This is a genomic window from Pseudomonas sp. P105, from assembly GCF_032614175.1.
GTDB lineage: Bacteria > Pseudomonadota > Gammaproteobacteria > Pseudomonadales > Pseudomonadaceae > Aquipseudomonas > Aquipseudomonas rhizophila.
In genome coordinates, this window is record NZ_CP126693.1 from 98,136 (window position 1) to 112,490 (window position 14,355).

Annotated in this window: 12 protein-coding genes; 4 read left to right on the forward strand and 8 right to left on the reverse strand. The window is 60.5% G+C overall.

The window, feature by feature from the left end:
• Nucleotides 1–92 precede the first annotated feature (92 nt).
• Both ctaD and coxB read right to left on the reverse strand, forming a co-directional pair.
• Nucleotides 93–1,679 (reverse strand): cytochrome c oxidase subunit I, encoded by a 1,587-nt coding sequence (gene ctaD / locus QOM08_RS00475; RefSeq protein ID WP_047230053.1) that lies wholly within the window; start codon nucleotides 1,677–1,679, stop codon nucleotides 93–95.
• 82 nt (nucleotides 1,680–1,761) lie between these two features.
• Nucleotides 1,762–2,889 (reverse strand): cytochrome c oxidase subunit II, encoded by a 1,128-nt coding sequence (gene coxB, locus QOM08_RS00480; RefSeq protein WP_047230054.1) that lies wholly within the window; start codon nucleotides 2,887–2,889, stop codon nucleotides 1,762–1,764.
• Between the two features lie 374 nt (nucleotides 2,890–3,263).
• On the opposite strand from coxB, the gene QOM08_RS00485 reads away from it, so the two are divergent.
• Nucleotides 3,264–3,914 (forward strand): hypothetical protein, encoded by a 651-nt coding sequence (locus QOM08_RS00485; RefSeq protein WP_047230055.1) that lies wholly within the window; start codon nucleotides 3,264–3,266, stop codon nucleotides 3,912–3,914.
• A 165-nt stretch (nucleotides 3,915–4,079) separates the two neighbouring features.
• Here QOM08_RS00485 and QOM08_RS00490 read toward each other — a convergent pair whose 3' ends face one another.
• The 3 genes from QOM08_RS00490 to QOM08_RS00500 all read right to left on the reverse strand — a co-directional run bounded on the left by QOM08_RS00490 (nucleotide 4,080) and on the right by QOM08_RS00500 (nucleotide 7,696).
• Nucleotides 4,080–5,609 (reverse strand): SulP family inorganic anion transporter, encoded by a 1,530-nt coding sequence (locus tag QOM08_RS00490; RefSeq protein ID WP_316912420.1) that lies wholly within the window; start codon nucleotides 5,607–5,609, stop codon nucleotides 4,080–4,082.
• A 93-nt stretch (nucleotides 5,610–5,702) separates the two neighbouring features.
• Nucleotides 5,703–6,434, reverse strand: a complete 732-nt coding sequence (locus QOM08_RS00495; protein ID WP_047230057.1) for a carbonic anhydrase — start codon at nucleotides 6,432–6,434, stop codon at nucleotides 5,703–5,705.
• Between the two features lie 203 nt (nucleotides 6,435–6,637).
• Nucleotides 6,638–7,696 (reverse strand): PA0069 family radical SAM protein, encoded by a 1,059-nt coding sequence (locus QOM08_RS00500; RefSeq protein ID WP_316912421.1) that lies wholly within the window; start codon nucleotides 7,694–7,696, stop codon nucleotides 6,638–6,640.
• Nucleotides 7,697–7,876: 180 nt separating this feature from the next.
• On the opposite strand from QOM08_RS00500, the gene QOM08_RS00505 reads away from it, so the two are divergent.
• Nucleotides 7,877–8,557: a tyrosine-protein phosphatase gene (locus QOM08_RS00505; RefSeq protein ID WP_316912422.1), complete on the forward strand. Its 681-nt coding sequence runs from the start codon at nucleotides 7,877–7,879 to the stop codon at nucleotides 8,555–8,557.
• Here QOM08_RS00505 and QOM08_RS00510 read toward each other — a convergent pair.
• The 3 genes from QOM08_RS00510 to prlC form a co-directional block, all read right to left on the reverse strand.
• Nucleotides 8,538–10,550 (reverse strand): M3 family metallopeptidase, encoded by a 2,013-nt coding sequence (locus QOM08_RS00510; protein ID WP_316912423.1) that lies wholly within the window; start codon nucleotides 10,548–10,550, stop codon nucleotides 8,538–8,540. The two genes, QOM08_RS00505 and QOM08_RS00510, sit on opposite strands and share 20 nt — an antisense overlap.
• Nucleotides 10,551–10,665: 115 nt before the next feature.
• A complete protein-coding gene (locus QOM08_RS00515) occupies nucleotides 10,666–10,944 on the reverse strand; it encodes a YheV family putative zinc ribbon protein (protein ID WP_047230061.1) in 279 nt (92 codons plus the stop codon).
• Nucleotides 10,941–12,992: an oligopeptidase A gene (gene prlC, locus QOM08_RS00520; protein ID WP_316912424.1), complete on the reverse strand. Its 2,052-nt coding sequence runs from the start codon at nucleotides 12,990–12,992 to the stop codon at nucleotides 10,941–10,943. Before prlC ends, QOM08_RS00515 begins: the two co-directional genes overlap by 4 nt.
• A 99-nt stretch (nucleotides 12,993–13,091) precedes the next feature.
• On the opposite strand from prlC, the gene QOM08_RS00525 reads away from it, so the two are divergent.
• Both QOM08_RS00525 and QOM08_RS00530 read left to right on the forward strand, forming a co-directional pair.
• Nucleotides 13,092–13,637, forward strand: coding sequence for a gamma carbonic anhydrase family protein (locus tag QOM08_RS00525; protein WP_139048747.1), 546 nt, complete (start codon nucleotides 13,092–13,094; stop codon nucleotides 13,635–13,637).
• A 28-nt stretch (nucleotides 13,638–13,665) separates the two neighbouring features.
• Complete coding sequence (locus QOM08_RS00530; protein ID WP_047230063.1) at nucleotides 13,666–14,316, forward strand: HAD family hydrolase; 651 nt, start codon at nucleotides 13,666–13,668, stop codon at nucleotides 14,314–14,316.
• Nucleotides 14,317–14,355: the final 39 nt, after the last annotated feature.

A 14,355-nucleotide genomic window follows, 5' to 3' on the forward strand; every position in this document is an offset into this window, starting at 1 on the left:
TGTGGGAGCGAGCCTGCTCGCGATAGCAGTAGGCCTGGCACACCGCGTCGGGCCTATCGCGAGCAGGCTCGCTCCCACAAAAGCTTGCATGTTCATTTCACTTCCGGCGGCGTAGTGAAGGTGTGATACGGCGCCGGTGAAGGCACGCTCCACTCCAACCCCTCAGCCCCATCCCACGGTTTGGCCGGAGCCGGTTCGCCGCCACGGATGGTCTTGATCACGATGAACAGGAAGAACAACTGCGTGGTGCCGAACATGAACGCGCCGATGGACGAGACCATGTTGAAGTCGGCGAACTGCAGGTTGTAGTCCGGGATCCGCCGGGGCATGCCCGCCAGGCCTACGAAGTGCATCGGGAAGAACGCCAGGTTCATGCCGACGAACGACAGCCAGAAGTGCAGCTTGCCGAGGGTTTCGTCGTACATGTGGCCGGTCCATTTCGGCAGCCAGTAGTAGGCCGAGGCGAAGATCCCGAAGATCGCGCCGGGCACCAGCACATAGTGGAAGTGCGCGACCACGAAGTAGGTGTCCTGGTACTGGAAGTCCGCCGGGGCGATGGCCAGCATCAGCCCGGAGAAGCCGCCGATGGAAAACAGGATCACGAACGCCACGGCAAACAGCATCGGCGTCTCGAAGGTCAGCGAGCCTTGCCACATAGTGCTGGCCCAGTTGAACACCTTTACCCCGGTGGGCACGGCGATCAGCAGGGTGGCGTACATGAAGAACAGCTCGCCCACCAGCGGAATGCCCACCACGAACATGTGGTGCGCCCAGACGATGAACGACAGGAACGCAATGGCCGCTGTGGCATAAACCATGGAGGTGTAGCCAAACAACGGTTTGCGGGAGAAGGCCGGGATGATCGAGCTGACGGCACCGAAGGCCGGCAGGATCATGATGTACACCTCGGGATGGCCGAAGAACCAGAACACGTGCTGGAACAGTACCGGGTCACCGCCGCCGGCAGCACTGAAGAAGCTGGTGCCGAAGTGGATGTCCATCAGCATCATCGTCACGCAGCCGGCCAGCACCGGCATCACCGCGATCAGCAGGAACGCGGTGATCAGCCAGGTCCAGACGAACAGCGGCATTTTCATCAACGTCATGCCGGGGGCGCGCAGGTTGAGGATGGTGGCGACCACGTTGATCGCGCCCATGATCGAGCTGATGCCCATCAGGTGGATGGCAAAGATAAAGAACGTCACGCTTTCCGGCGCATAGGTGGTGGACAGCGGTGCGTAGAAAGTCCAGCCGAAGTTCGGCCCGCCGCCGGGGGTGAACAGGGTCGACACCAGCATCAGGAACGCCGCCGGCAACAACCAGAAACTGAAGTTGTTCATCCGTGGCAGGGCCATGTCCGGCGCCCCGATCATCAGTGGGATCATCCAGTTGGCCAGGCCGACGAAGGCCGGCATCACCGCGCCGAAGACCATCACCAGGCCATGCATGGTGGTCATCTGGTTGAAGAACTCCGGCTGCACGATCTGCAGGCCGGGCTGGAACAGCTCGGCACGGATCACCATGGCGAACGAGCCGCCCAGCAGGAACATGGAGAAGGCGAACCACAGGTACAGCGTGCCGATATCCTTGTGGTTGGTGGTCAGTACCCAGCGCATCAGCCCTTTGGCGGGGCCGTGGGCGTGGTCGGCATGACCGTGGTCATCGATCACAGCACTCATGTCCTGTCTCCTTCGAACGAGTGGGCTGGGCGGCGCGCGGCGATGAGCTGCGACCGGTTGCGGGAACAAACGTCAGGCCGGCTCATTGGCTTTCTGCCTGTTTGAGTTCCAGCACTTGTTTAGGCGTAACCATGTCGCCCTTGTTGTTGCCCCAGGCGTTACGTTCATAGGTCACGACCGCCGCGATATCGACTTCCGACAACTGTTTGCCGAACGCCGCCATGGAGGTGCCCGGTTTGCCGTGGAAGACAATGTTCAGGTGATCAGCCACAGGGCCAGTGGCGATTTTCGAGCCCTTGAGCGCCGGGAACATCGGCGGCAGGCCCTGGCCTTCGGCCTGGTGACAGGCCACGCAGGTGGTGTGATAGACCTTGTCGCCACGTTCGATGAGCTCTTGCAGGGTCCATTCCTTGCTGGTCAGCTCTTTGAGTTGCGCCGCTTCGGCCTTGCGCTCGGCCAGCCATGCTTCGTAGTCGGGCTTGCTCTTGACCTCGACAACGATGGGCATGAACCCGTGGTCCTTGCCGCACAGTTCGGCGCATTGGCCGCGATACAGGCCGGGCTTGTCGACGCGGGTCCAGGCTTCGTTGACGAAGCCGGGAATCGCATCGCGTTTGACCGCGAACGCTGGCACCCACCAGGAGTGGATCACGTCGGCGGAGGTGACCAGAAAGCGCACCTTGGCATCGACCGGCAGCACCAGCGGCTTGTCGACTTCCAGCAGGTAATGTTCGCCCTTGGCGCTCTGGTTATTGATTTGTTCGGCGGGGGTGGCCAGGTTGCTGAAGAACTCGACGTCCTGCCCCAGGTACTTGTAGTGCCACTTCCACTGATAGCCGGTGACCTGGATATCGATGTCCGACTCGCTGGAGTCGTACATCTTGATCAGGGTCGCGGTGGCGGGAACCGCCATGGCAACCAGGATCAGGAAAGGCACGATGGTCCAGAGGATTTCGACGCGGGTGTTTTCGTGGAAATTGGCCGCGTTCTGGCCGGTTGAGCGGCGGTGCATCATCATCGACCAGAACATGGCGCCGAAGACGATGATGCCGATCACTACACAGATCCAGAAGATGGTCATGTGCAGGTCGAACACTGCATTGCTGATCTGTGTCGCTCCAGGCGCCATATTCACAGTCCAGGCCGCTTGCGCCTGGCTGAAAATCGACCACAACAGGAGGCCCATCCATACGTGTGGATGTCGCGTCATTGCGGGTTCCCCTTATCGTTCTTGTTATCCCGTCGGCGTAACGCCAGCGGCAAGGGATCGGCTACTTCAGACTACCAACTTGACTCGCCGCGCCTTGCTGCACATGCAATCGGGTGTCATCAGCTAACTCCATTCCAAACCGAGTATAGACAGCGACTGCAACCTCGCAACGCGATGGCGTAAATCGTTTGAAACAGGCAGGGCTTGCGCTAGAGCCCACGAATGGAGAAGGATGCGAACCTGAGTGATGGCAAACCGATATAACTGCGACGTATCAAGGATGAGTAGGTTTATGAAAAATAGGTCTTAGGAGTGTTTTTGCGCCAGCTAAGTTATGTCTTCCTTATTTCATTGCCTTGTTCCCTGGAGTTGTCATGAACACCGCCGCATTGCGCGAGCAGATCCAAAAAGCCCAACAACATGAGGCCGAGACCGGCCAACTGACGCGTCAGCTGGAAGCCCAGCTGCCGAACCTGCACGCCGCGATCCAACTGCCGGACATCGACGCCAAGGGCGTGATGACCCGCTTTGTCACCGCGTATATCGAGCAAGTGCCCGACCTGCTGGACGCAGCCAACGAGGTGGCCCGCGAAGCCGGCATCGAATCGCAGATCAAACCGGTGCTGAAAATCGCCGAGCAGTTTTTCCTCCAGCCACCCAAGGTCATGGAGGGTCACGTTGGCCTGGACAGCCTGCTGGACGAAGCCTACCTGGCCCATCGGCTGGTGGAAGAGGTCAACGACCTGTACATCAAGCACTTCGGCCAGCCGCTGATTCCGTTGGATATGACGGTGGCCAACCTGATCGCTCACCATTTGATCGGCGAACCCTTTGCCAATCAACTGGATGAAGCGGTGCATCACGCGGTCGATGAAATGCTCGACGAAGACAGCTTTGCGCTGGAGTCGGTGGAGTCTTACCGGGAAAAACTCAGCAACCCGGACACGGGCGCTGCCTGGAAACGCTGGCCGTGCCTGTCGCGGCAGTTGGGAGTAGGGCTGGAGCTGGATCAGCCGGCGGCTTGATCTGGCTGAAACACTCATCCCCTTGTGGGTGTTCACAGAAATTGTGTCCACCACAGATCCCTGTGGGAGCGAGCCTGCTCGCGATAGCGGTTGAACCTGCAACATTAATGTCGACTGATTCACCGCTATCGCGAGCAGGCTCGCTCCCACATTTTGCTCAAGGTGTCAGGTAGCTGCTGCGCCCACCCCCACCGTGGTGCGCAAGCGCCCTTCCAGCCTGCGCTTGAGCCCACGGGATTCGATCAACAACTTCGAACCCTTGCTGGCATTCGCCCGGCCCCATTCTTCCAAAAGCTCCAGGCACGAATGGTCGATGTAGCTCAGGTTATTGAGCGGCACATGCACCGTCGCGCCTGTCGGAATGGTGCCCAGCACCTGGGTCAGCGCCGGAACCTTCAGGAAGGTTGCCGCCCCCACCAGTCGCAATTCCATCTCACCCTCCTGGGGCAGATCGATCAGGCTGATTTTCAGTCGGGAGGCTTTCCAGGCCAGTTTTGCCAGGGTCAGGCCGAAACCGATCAATACGCCGGTCAGCAGGTCGGTGAAGATGATCGCCAGCGCCGTCGCGGCATAGGTGAACATCGGCATCCGGCCATACCGTCCCAGCCCGCGAAACGCCTTGAGATCCACCAGTTTGAAACCGGTGTACACCAACACACCCGCCAGGCTCGCCACCGGAATGCTCTGTAGCACGCTGGACAGCAGAAGCACGAAGAGCAACAGCCACAGGCCATGGAAAATCGTCGACATCCGCGTGGTGGCCCCGGCCTGGACGTTGGCCGAACTGCGCACGATCACGCCGGTCATCGGCAGGGCGCCGAGCAGACCGCAGAGCATATTACCGATGCCCTGGGCGGACAGTTCCCGGTCGAAGTCTGCGCGTTCGCCGCTGTGCATGCGGTCCACGGCGGCGGCCGAGAGCAGCGTTTCGGCACTGGCGATGAAAGCGACAGCGAACGCGGCGATCAGCAACGTGGGGTCGGCCAGGTTCAGCAGGTCCGCCGGGCGCAGCCAATCAATGGCTTCGGCAAGGTTCTCCGGGACTTCCACGCGCTTGACCTGCAAGGCCAACAGCAGGCTGGCAATGGTCGCCAGGCCCACGCCGAGCAAGGCACCGGGAACAAAGCGCAAGCTGTGAGGGCGAAACTTTTCCCACAGCCACATCACCGCGATCGTCGACAAACCGAGCAGACCCGCCTGCCAGCCGAACGACGGCAACGCCTGGGCCACTGCCGCAGGGAACGCCGCCAGATTATCCAGCCCCGACGGCTTAGGCGCCGCGTCGAGCATCACATGGACCTGGGACAACACGATCAGCACACCGATACCCGCCAGCATCCCGTAGACCACCGCGGGCGCGGTTACCCGGAACCAGCAGCCCAGGCGAAAGCGCCCGGCCAGTAACTGTAGAAGACCGGCCAACAGCAGAATCGGCCCGAGCATCGCGACGCCGTGCTGGCGCACCAGTTCGAAGACCAGTACCGCCAACCCGGCGGCCGGGCCGCTGACTTGCAACTTGGAGCCGGCCAGAAAACCCACCACCAGACCACCGATGATGCCGGTGATCAGACCTTTGGCCGGTGGCAGGCCGGACGCGATGGCAATGCCCATGCACAAGGGCAGCGCCACCAGAAACACCACCACGGAAGCCAACAGCTCCCGTGGCAGAACAGCTTTTAATTGAGCAGCACGCATGGCGACTCTCCCGAAGTTTTCTTCAGGCATGGCAAGGCCCGACCGCTCAAATGGCAGGCTGGGCTTGTACCACGCAAGGATGTTTAGGAGTGGTTAGAAGCGCGCTTTAGGCGTCGCCACCGGTATCGGATGGCTGCCATCGAGCGGCAGGAAACAGCCCTGGTCCGCGTCGTAGGCTTTGATCTCGCTGGTCTCGATGTTGTACACCCAACCATGGATGAACAACTGGCCGTTTGCCATGCGAGAGGCGACCGAGGGATGCGTTCGCAAATGCTGCAACTGCGCGATCACGTTCTCTTCGGTGAGGATGGGCATGATCTGTTTTTCGTCGCCGCACGGGCAGTTGTCATGAACCATGGTCTTGGCCACTTCGGCGTGGCGCAACCAGGCTTTGACCGTGGGCATTTTTTCCAGGGTGTCGGGATTCAACACTGCACGCATGGCGCCGCAGTCGGAGTGACCGCAGACGATGATGTGCTGCACACCGAGGGCCAGCACGGCGTATTCGATGGCGGTGGAGACGCCGCCGTTCATCTGCCCGTACGGCGGAACGACGTTGCCGACGTTGCGGGTCACGAACAGGTCGCCTGGGGAGCTATGGGTAATCAGCTCGGGCACGATGCGCGAATCGGCGCAGGTGATGAACATCGCCCTGGGCGCTTGCGCCGTGGCGAGTTTCTTGAAGAGCTCTTCCTGCTGGGGAAAGATTTCGTGATGGAAATGCAAAAAGCCGTCAACAATATGCTGCAGCGCTGCATCGGCGGTTTCCGCCTCGGGTTGGGCTGAAGCCGACGCAGCCAACGGCTGTTTATCCTTGTCACTCATGATTCATCCTCTTTGACGGTATAGCGCCAGTGGCTGGTTAAAAAACATCCAGGTCGAAATGTTCGACTTGTCAGTCACTCGATGAACAAGGTAGCGACCGAAACTTAACTCAAACTGAATCAAAGGCTCTAGAACAACGATTACAGGTGTGACCGGGAAGCAAGCGTCGCTCATGCCTGCCCATGCCCCACGTTCAACTTTAATCAAATCAAAGACATCTGTCGGCCCGGCGGACAAAAGGCGTTGCAATCGAGATTGTAACCTTCCCGGCGCTCAAGCCCCAGACGCTTGAGCGCCTTGGCGAAACGCTGGGCCAGCAGGTCGGCGAACGGGCCTTCGCCACGCATCCGAGAACCGAAGCGGCTGTCATACAGTTCGCCGCCACGGCTCTGGCGAACCAGGCTCAGTACATGAGCCGCGCGTTGCGGGTAGTGCGCCTGCAGCCATTCTTCAAACAGCGGCGCGACCTCCAATGGCAGGCGCAACATGATGTAGGAAGCACTCTGCGCGCCGGCGGCGTGGGCCTCGGCCAGCAGATTTTCAATCTCGCTGTCATTGATCATCGGGATTATCGGCGAACACAGCACCCCCACGGCAATGCCCGCCTCGCGCATGACCTTGATCGCCCGTAATCGCGCCTTGGGCGCCGCCGCGCGCGGTTCGAGGATGCGCTTGAGTTCATCGTCCAGGGTGGTGAGGCTGATCATGACCTTTACCAGGCGCTGTTGCGCCAGCTCGGTCAGCAGGTCCAGGTCGCGCAGAATCAGCGAGCCTTTGGTGACGATGGTCACCGGATGACGGTAGCGCAGCAGCACTTCGAGAATCCGGCGCGTAATGCGATGTTCGCGTTCGATCGGCTGGTAAGGGTCGGTATTGGAGCCCAGGTTGATTGGGGCGCATTGATAGCCACGCCTGGACAGCTGTTCCTCCAGTACGTCGGCGGCATTGGTCTTGGCGATCAGTCTGGTTTCGAAATCCAGCCCGGGCGACATGTCCCAGTAAGCGTGGCTGGGCCGCGCATAGCAGTAGATACAGCCATGTTCACAGCCCCGGTATGGATTGATGGAGCGGTCGAAAGGCAGATCCGGCGAGGTGTTGCGGGTGATGATGGTCTTGGCTGTTTCGATCCGTACTTCGGTGCCTTGGGTCGACGGTACTTCCTGATACCAGCCATCATCCTCGACCACCGAGCGACTCGGGGCGAAGCGGTTGTGCGGGTTGGTGGCGGTGCCACGGCCACGGGGCGGAAGAGAGATGGACATTGGAAGGCTCCGTTGCTGTATGTGCATACAGTATTCGCTGGAATTCAATTAGGCCAGCGCCGTTCAGCAGCCCACCGCTATGGATCGTGTTCACGTCGTGTTGACGTCTTGCTCACAGGCCTTTAACCGGCTCGTGCCGAAACTGACCGTCTCGTTCTTCTTCGTTTCGGTCGTCCACGCATGTTCAAACTCTATTCCCGCTCGCTGCTCCTCCTGTCCTTGTTCCTGGTCTTTGCCGAGTCCCAAGCCCTAGCGGCCGATCTGGGCGAGGCAAGGTCTTCCGAATGGGCCCAGCCGGTGGAAAAGCGCTACAACCTTTATCAGATGTCGCCGGCGCTTTACCGCAGCGCCTTGCCGGACGCGGATGCTTTGCCTCTGCTGACGAGGCTCAACATCGGCACAGTCATCACATTTCTGCCGGATTCGGACGCGAGTTGGTTGTCCACACCCGGCGTCAAGCAAGTGCAGTTGCCTTATCGCACCAATCATGTGGACGACAGCGACATCCTCGCCGCCTTGCGCGCCATTCAGGCTGCCGAAACCGATGGTCCGGTATTGATGCACTGCAAGCATGGTTCGGACCGCACCGGGTTGGTGGCGGCCATGTACAGGGTGGTCGTACAGGGCTGGAGCAAAGAGGAGGCCTTGAACGAAATGACTGAAGGCGGCTTCGGCAACAACCCGCACTTCAAGGACGGGATTCGTTACATGATGCGGGCCGATGTTGAGAAGCTCCGCGTTGCGCTGGCCAACGGCGACTGCAGTACCAGCGTTTTTGCTCTTTGCTCGCTGCAAAGCTGGGTCGGTTCCGTCATCACGACTCGTCAGCCCGACCCACAGGTTATTCGCCCTTCACCCTGACGGCTGACATCCCTGTAAAAGCTGCCACGGACTCGGCCAGAGGCCTTGAATCGCCAGGGCCGAATATTGTTTCACGCAACGCCCGGCCTTTTGTCCCGTTGAACAACCCCTCCTGCTCAAACCTTTGGAACGCGGTGATTGCCAACGCTTTTGACCAGGCATAGGCGTAAATCCGGGCCGCATAACCGGTCACCATGTAATCCAGGCCATTGGGCCAGCGTTCGCTCCCCCATACGGGCAGATGCCCGACTTGGGCGCTGACTTGATCGAATACCTGCTGAGCCGTGCGCCCATCGCCGTGGGTCAGGTGCAGTTCCATGTCAAACAGCGCGTTGCGCAGCAGCGAGGCGGTTTCCCAGCTGGCTTGAGTGTTGGCGAAGGTCAGCAACTGATCGGCGATGGCATCGGGCATGGCCGCGCCGGTCTGGTAATGCTTTGACAAACGGACCAGGCATTGCCGGGTAAAGCACCATTGTTCCAGTAGCACCCCGGCAAATTCCGAGGTGTCCCGGGAGAGCTCGGTGATGCCCGACACGTCGCGATACTCGGCGCGGGTCAACACATGGTGCAAGCAATGGCCGAACTCATGAAAGAGAATTCGCAGTTGCAGATGGTCGAGCAAGACCGGCGATGCATCTGAGCTGCGCGCCAGCCAGCCGTGCAACACGGCGATGGGATGTCGGGGCCGGCCCTCGGCCGTGATGCGGCGGTTTCGCAGGGTGGTGGTGTTCGGGTAACCGTCTCTGTTCGCATGCTCGAACGGATCGAAATAGATGTAGCCGATGGTCTGGTCCCACTCGCGGACTTCGAAAAGACGCACGTCCGGATGCCACGTGGCCGCGTCAGCGCGTTCGAGAATGTCCACCCCAAACAGATCCTTGGCGATCAGCAATAGCTGCGAAAAGGTGGACTCCAGCTCGAACCAGGCGCTGAGGGCCAGCTTCGAGATGCCGGCCGTATGCTGACGAAGTTTTTCTACCAGATACGGGTAATCCCAAGGTTGAAGCTCGGTGAAACCTTGCCTTAGGGCAAATGCCCTGAGCTGTTCGGCGTCGCGGGCAAAGAGGTCCTGTTGTTGTTCAAGCTGATCGCGCAAGAACCCCATCACCTGTTCGGGAGACTCGGCTTGCTCAGGCTCGATCACCATTTGAGCGAAATTCGAATAACCCAGTAACGTGGCATATCGACGACGATCTTCCAGCAACCGTCTGAGCACCTCGCTGTTATCAAACCGGCCAGCGTCGGGGCCTTGGTCCGAGGCGCGCGTGCTGTAGGCCAGGTAAACCTCTTTGCGCAAAAGACGATTGTCCGCGTAGCTGGTGACGATGCCAAACGATGCATCACTGAGGGTCAGCAGCCATCCCGTGCGCCCGGCCTCGCGGGCCTGTTTGGCCAGCTGTTGTTTGAATTGCGGCGCCAGGCCGCTCAACTGAGCCTCATCGTCGAACGCTTTGCTCCAGGCCTTGTTGGCCTTTTGCAACTGATCGAGGAACAATTCCCGGCCCTGTTGAATGCGTTGCTGCAGGGCTTTCAAGTCTGACGCTGCGGTATGGGCCAACCCGTGCTGGCGAAACTGGCGCAGGGCCTTCTCCAGAACTCTTTTACGAGGCGGTTCGAAGTGCCTGGCAATCTCGCTGTCGGCCAAGCGCTGATAGAGTTGGAACAATTGGCGATTGTGTCTCAGCGCGTTCTGGAAATCTTGCATCCGTTCGCTGCAGTCGAGCGAAGCCTGGACCCAGTCGTCTCCCGGCCGGGTGGACGCCAGCAGATCCAGCAGGTCGTCGAAACCCTTCAAGCGGGCGTGAATCTCGTCCATGGCCAACACCAGATCGTCCCAGGTGGGGAAGGGTGTCTGAGTCTTGATGATGTCGGCCACTTGATCGCGGCTCTCGGCAAGGATCCGGTCGAGGGCCGGTGAAAAATGTTTGGCTTGGATCTGCGCAAAGGGGGGCAGGTCATAGGCCTGCAACAGCGGATTGTCATTGTCGGGCATGGCAGCCTTCCTGTCTGTCTGGACTGGGGAACAGTCTGGAGAGGAAGGCGTGACGCGTTGCGGTATATATGTATCGCTTCCGGGCCGGGCGGCCCGGAAGGTGATGCCGAAGATTTCAGTCGGTTTTTTTCTTCAACTTGGGATTGGGGAAAAACTGTACCGCCTGGACCTTGGCGTCCGGGACTTTGAGCGCCGATGTGTTGACCCGGGTGCCCAACTCCTTGGGCACCGACAGGCCTTGTTCGTTGAGCGTGTCGGAATAACCGCAGGCCACACACTCACGGTGCGGCACGCCGTCTTCGTTCCACATCATCAACTTGTCCGGTTCGCTGCACGCCGGGCAGACTGCCCCGGCGATAAAGCGCCTTTTGGTAATCACAGGCCCCTCGCTCATGCTGCTGCGTCCTCGGTCAGGCCGCTGTGGCGCAAGAGTGCGTCAATCGATGGCTCACGGCCACGGAAGTCGACGAACAGCACCATCGGCTCCTGGGAGCCGCCACGGGCCAGGATCGCTTCACGGAAGGCGCGACCGGTGTCGGCGTTGAGTACGCCGTCCTCTTCGAACTTGGAGAACGCATCGGCCGACAACACTTCCGCCCACTTATAGCTGTAGTAGCCCGCCGCATAACCGCCGGCGAAGATGTGGGCAAAGCTGTTGGGGAAGCGGTTGTAGGCCGGTGGACGCATCACCGAGACTTCGTCGCGCACGCCTTCGAGCACTTGCAGCACGCTGCGTCCATCGCCATGGGTGGCGTGCAGCTCGAAGTCGAACAGCGAGAACTCCAGTTGGCGGACCATCATCAGGCCGGACTGGAAGTTTTTCGCCGCGAGCATTTTTTCCAGCAGGTCCTGGGGCAGCGGTTCGCCGGTTTCATAGTGACCGGAAATCAGCGCCAGGCCTTCGGGCTCCCAGCACCAGTTTTCCATGAACTGGCTCGGCAGCTCCACGGCATCCCAGGCCACACCGTTGATGCCGGACACTCCGGCATGTTCGACGCGGGTCAGCAGGTGGTGCAGGCCATGGCCGAACTCGTGGAACAGGGTGGTGACTTCGTCGTGGGTCAGCAGCGCGGGTTTGCCGCTGTCGGCCGGGGTGAAGTTGCACACCAGGTTGGCGACTGGGCTTTGCAGCACGCCATCGAAGGTGCGCCGACGGTCGCGGGCGCCGTCCATCCAGGCGCCGCCGCGCTTGTTGGCGCGCGCGTAGAGATCGAAGAAGAAGCGGCCGACGTGCTGACCGTTCTCCTTGATTTCGAACAGGCGCACGTCCGGGTGCCAGGTGTCGAAACCTTTCAGTTCGGCGATCTCGATGCCGTAGAGGCGCTGCACGATGGCGAACAGGCCGCTCAGTACCTTGTCGATCGGGAAGTAGGCGCGCAGGGCTTCCTGGGCCACGCTGTAACGCTGCTGGCGCAGCTTTTCACCGTAGAAGCCGCTGTCCCAGCTTTGCAGGTCGGGGCAGCCCTGTTCGGCGGCGAACGCCTTCAGCTGTTCCAGATCCAGGGCGGCAAATGGTTTGCTGCGCTTGGCCAGGTCGCGCAGGAAACTGAGCACCTGATCGCTGGATTCGGCCATTTTGGTCGCCAGGCTCAACTCGGCGAAGTTGGCGAAGCCCAGCAGTTGGGCCAATTCCTGGCGCAGGTCGAGGATTTCTTCCATCACTGGAGTGTTATCGTTCTGACCGGCGTTGGGGCCCTGGTCTGACGCGCGTGTGCAGTACGCGGCGTAGACTTCTTCACGCAGGGCGCGGTCTTCGGCGTAGGTCATCACCGCGTAATAGCTGGGGAATTCCAGGTTGATCAGCCAACCGTCCAGCTCTTTGGCCTGGGCGGCCGCGGCCATTTGCGCCTTGGCCGAGTCGGTCAGGCCGGCGAGGGCGGCCTCAGAGGTGATGTGTTTGGTCCAGGCCTGGGTCGCGTCCAGCAACTGGTTGGAGAAGCGGCTGCCCAGTTCCGACAGTTTGCTTTGCACTTCGGCATAGCGTTGCTGCTGCTCGGGCGGCAGATCGATACCCGACAGACGGAAGTCCCGCAGGGAATGTTCCAGGATGGTTTTCTGCGCCACGTCGAAACCGGCGGCTTCGGGGCTGTTCGCCAGGGCTTCGAAGGCCTGGAACAGCTCGCGGTTCTGGCCCAGCTCCGTGGAGTAAGCACTCAGCGCCGGCAGGCAGGCCTCGTAGGCTTCGCGCAGTTCGGGGCTGTTGCGCACGGCGTTCAAATGGCTCACCGGGCTCCAGGCCGCGCCCAGGCGATCATTGAGCTCGTCCATCGCCAGCACCAGGCCGGCCCAGGTAGGCTGAGTGCCCTGGGTCTTGAGGATCTCCGCAATGGCGGCACGGTTGTCAGCCAGGATCTGCTCGATGGCCGGTTGCACGTGCTCGGCACGGATCGTCGAGAACGGCGGCAGGTCGTAGGGTTGCAAAAGAGGGTTGTTCACGCTCACGGTTGACACCTTGGCTGGAAGAAACATGGACCCATCTTAATTACAATCGACGTTCACCGCAGCTAGCAGCGCCTATCACCGGATAAGAGAGAGCCTATCGTGACCCTTCGCACGTACCAGAATCACAGCCCACGGCTTGCCCGCGGCGCTTTTGTCGACAGCACCGCGGTGGTGATCGGCGACGTTGAAATCGGCGAAGACAGCTCCGTCTGGCCGCTGACGGTCATTCGCGGCGACATGCACCGCATCCGCATTGGTGCCCGTACCAGCGTCCAGGATGGCTGCGTGCTGCACATCACCCACGCCGGTCCCTTCAATCCCGATGGCTTCCCGCTGCTGATCGGCGATGACGTGACCATTGCCCACAAGGTCATGCTCCATGGCTGCTCGGTGGGCAGCCGGGTCTTGATCGGCATGGGCAGCATCGTCATGGACGGCGCGGTGGTTGAAGATGACGTAATCATCGGCGCCGGCAGCCTTGTACCGCCGGGCAAACGCCTGGAGAGCGGCTTCCTGTATGTAGGCAGTCCGGTAAAACAGGCCCGGCCGCTGACCGACAAGGAACGCGCCTTTTTCACCTACAGCGCGGCGAACTACGTGAAGCTCAAGGACCTGCATCTGGCCGAAGGCTACGACCGGCTCTGAATCGTCCCGCCCTTACCCAGGAATTTGCATGCATTACCAGACCGTACTCTTCGACCTCGACGGCACCCTCACCGACCCCCGCGAGGGCATTACCCGTTCGATCCAGTTCGCCCTGAGCCAACTGGGCATCGACGAACCCGACCTGACCCGTCTCGAACACTTTATCGGCCCGCCACTGTTGCAGGCCTTCATGCAGTTTTATGACTTCGATGAGGCGAAAGCCTGGGAGGCGGTGAATTTCTATCGCGAACGCTTCAAAGTCACCGGGTTGTACGAAAACCGCGTCTTCGACGGTGTGATGCCCCTGCTGGAAACCCTGGGCGAGCAGGGCCGGCAGTTGTACATCGCCACCTCCAAACCCTGGGTCTTCGCCCGCGAAATCGCCCGCCACTTTGACTTCGCCCGGCACTTCAAAGTGATCTATGGCAGTGAGCTGGACGGTACGCGCACCGACAAAGTTGAGTTGATTGCTCACCTGATGGCTGAAGAAGGGCTCGACCCGGCGAATACCTTGATGATTGGCGACCGCAAACACGATTTGATTGGCGCTCGTAGCAATGGGCTGGATGCCGCGGCGGTGGGCTATGGGTTTGGCAGTTATGAGGAGCTGAATGCCGAGGGCCCGGCGTATCACTTTCAGACGCTGGATGAGTTGCATCGGGCATTTTTGCAGGGGTAGTCATATTGCGATCGCGGGCAAGCCTTGCTCCCACAAGGG

Excerpts from the sequence above, each read along its gene's own strand:
- ctaD (WP_047230053.1), bottom strand. The coding sequence starts at position 1,679 with ATGAGTGCTGTGATCGATGACCACGGTCATGCCGACCACGCCCACGGC.
- coxB (WP_047230054.1), bottom strand. The coding sequence starts at position 2,889 with ATGACGCGACATCCACACGTATGGATGGGCCTCCTGTTGTGGTCGATT.
- QOM08_RS00485 (WP_047230055.1), top strand. The coding sequence starts at position 3,264 with ATGAACACCGCCGCATTGCGCGAGCAGATCCAAAAAGCCCAACAACAT.
- QOM08_RS00490 (WP_316912420.1), bottom strand. The coding sequence starts at position 5,609 with ATGCGTGCTGCTCAATTAAAAGCTGTTCTGCCACGGGAGCTGTTGGCT.
- QOM08_RS00495 (WP_047230057.1), bottom strand. The coding sequence starts at position 6,434 with ATGAGTGACAAGGATAAACAGCCGTTGGCTGCGTCGGCTTCAGCCCAA.
- QOM08_RS00500 (WP_316912421.1), bottom strand. The coding sequence starts at position 7,696 with ATGTCCATCTCTCTTCCGCCCCGTGGCCGTGGCACCGCCACCAACCCG.
- QOM08_RS00505 (WP_316912422.1), top strand. The coding sequence starts at position 7,877 with ATGTTCAAACTCTATTCCCGCTCGCTGCTCCTCCTGTCCTTGTTCCTG.
- QOM08_RS00510 (WP_316912423.1), bottom strand. The coding sequence starts at position 10,550 with ATGCCCGACAATGACAATCCGCTGTTGCAGGCCTATGACCTGCCCCCC.
- QOM08_RS00515 (WP_047230061.1), bottom strand. The coding sequence starts at position 10,944 with ATGAGCGAGGGGCCTGTGATTACCAAAAGGCGCTTTATCGCCGGGGCA.
- QOM08_RS00530 (WP_047230063.1), top strand. The coding sequence starts at position 13,666 with ATGCATTACCAGACCGTACTCTTCGACCTCGACGGCACCCTCACCGAC.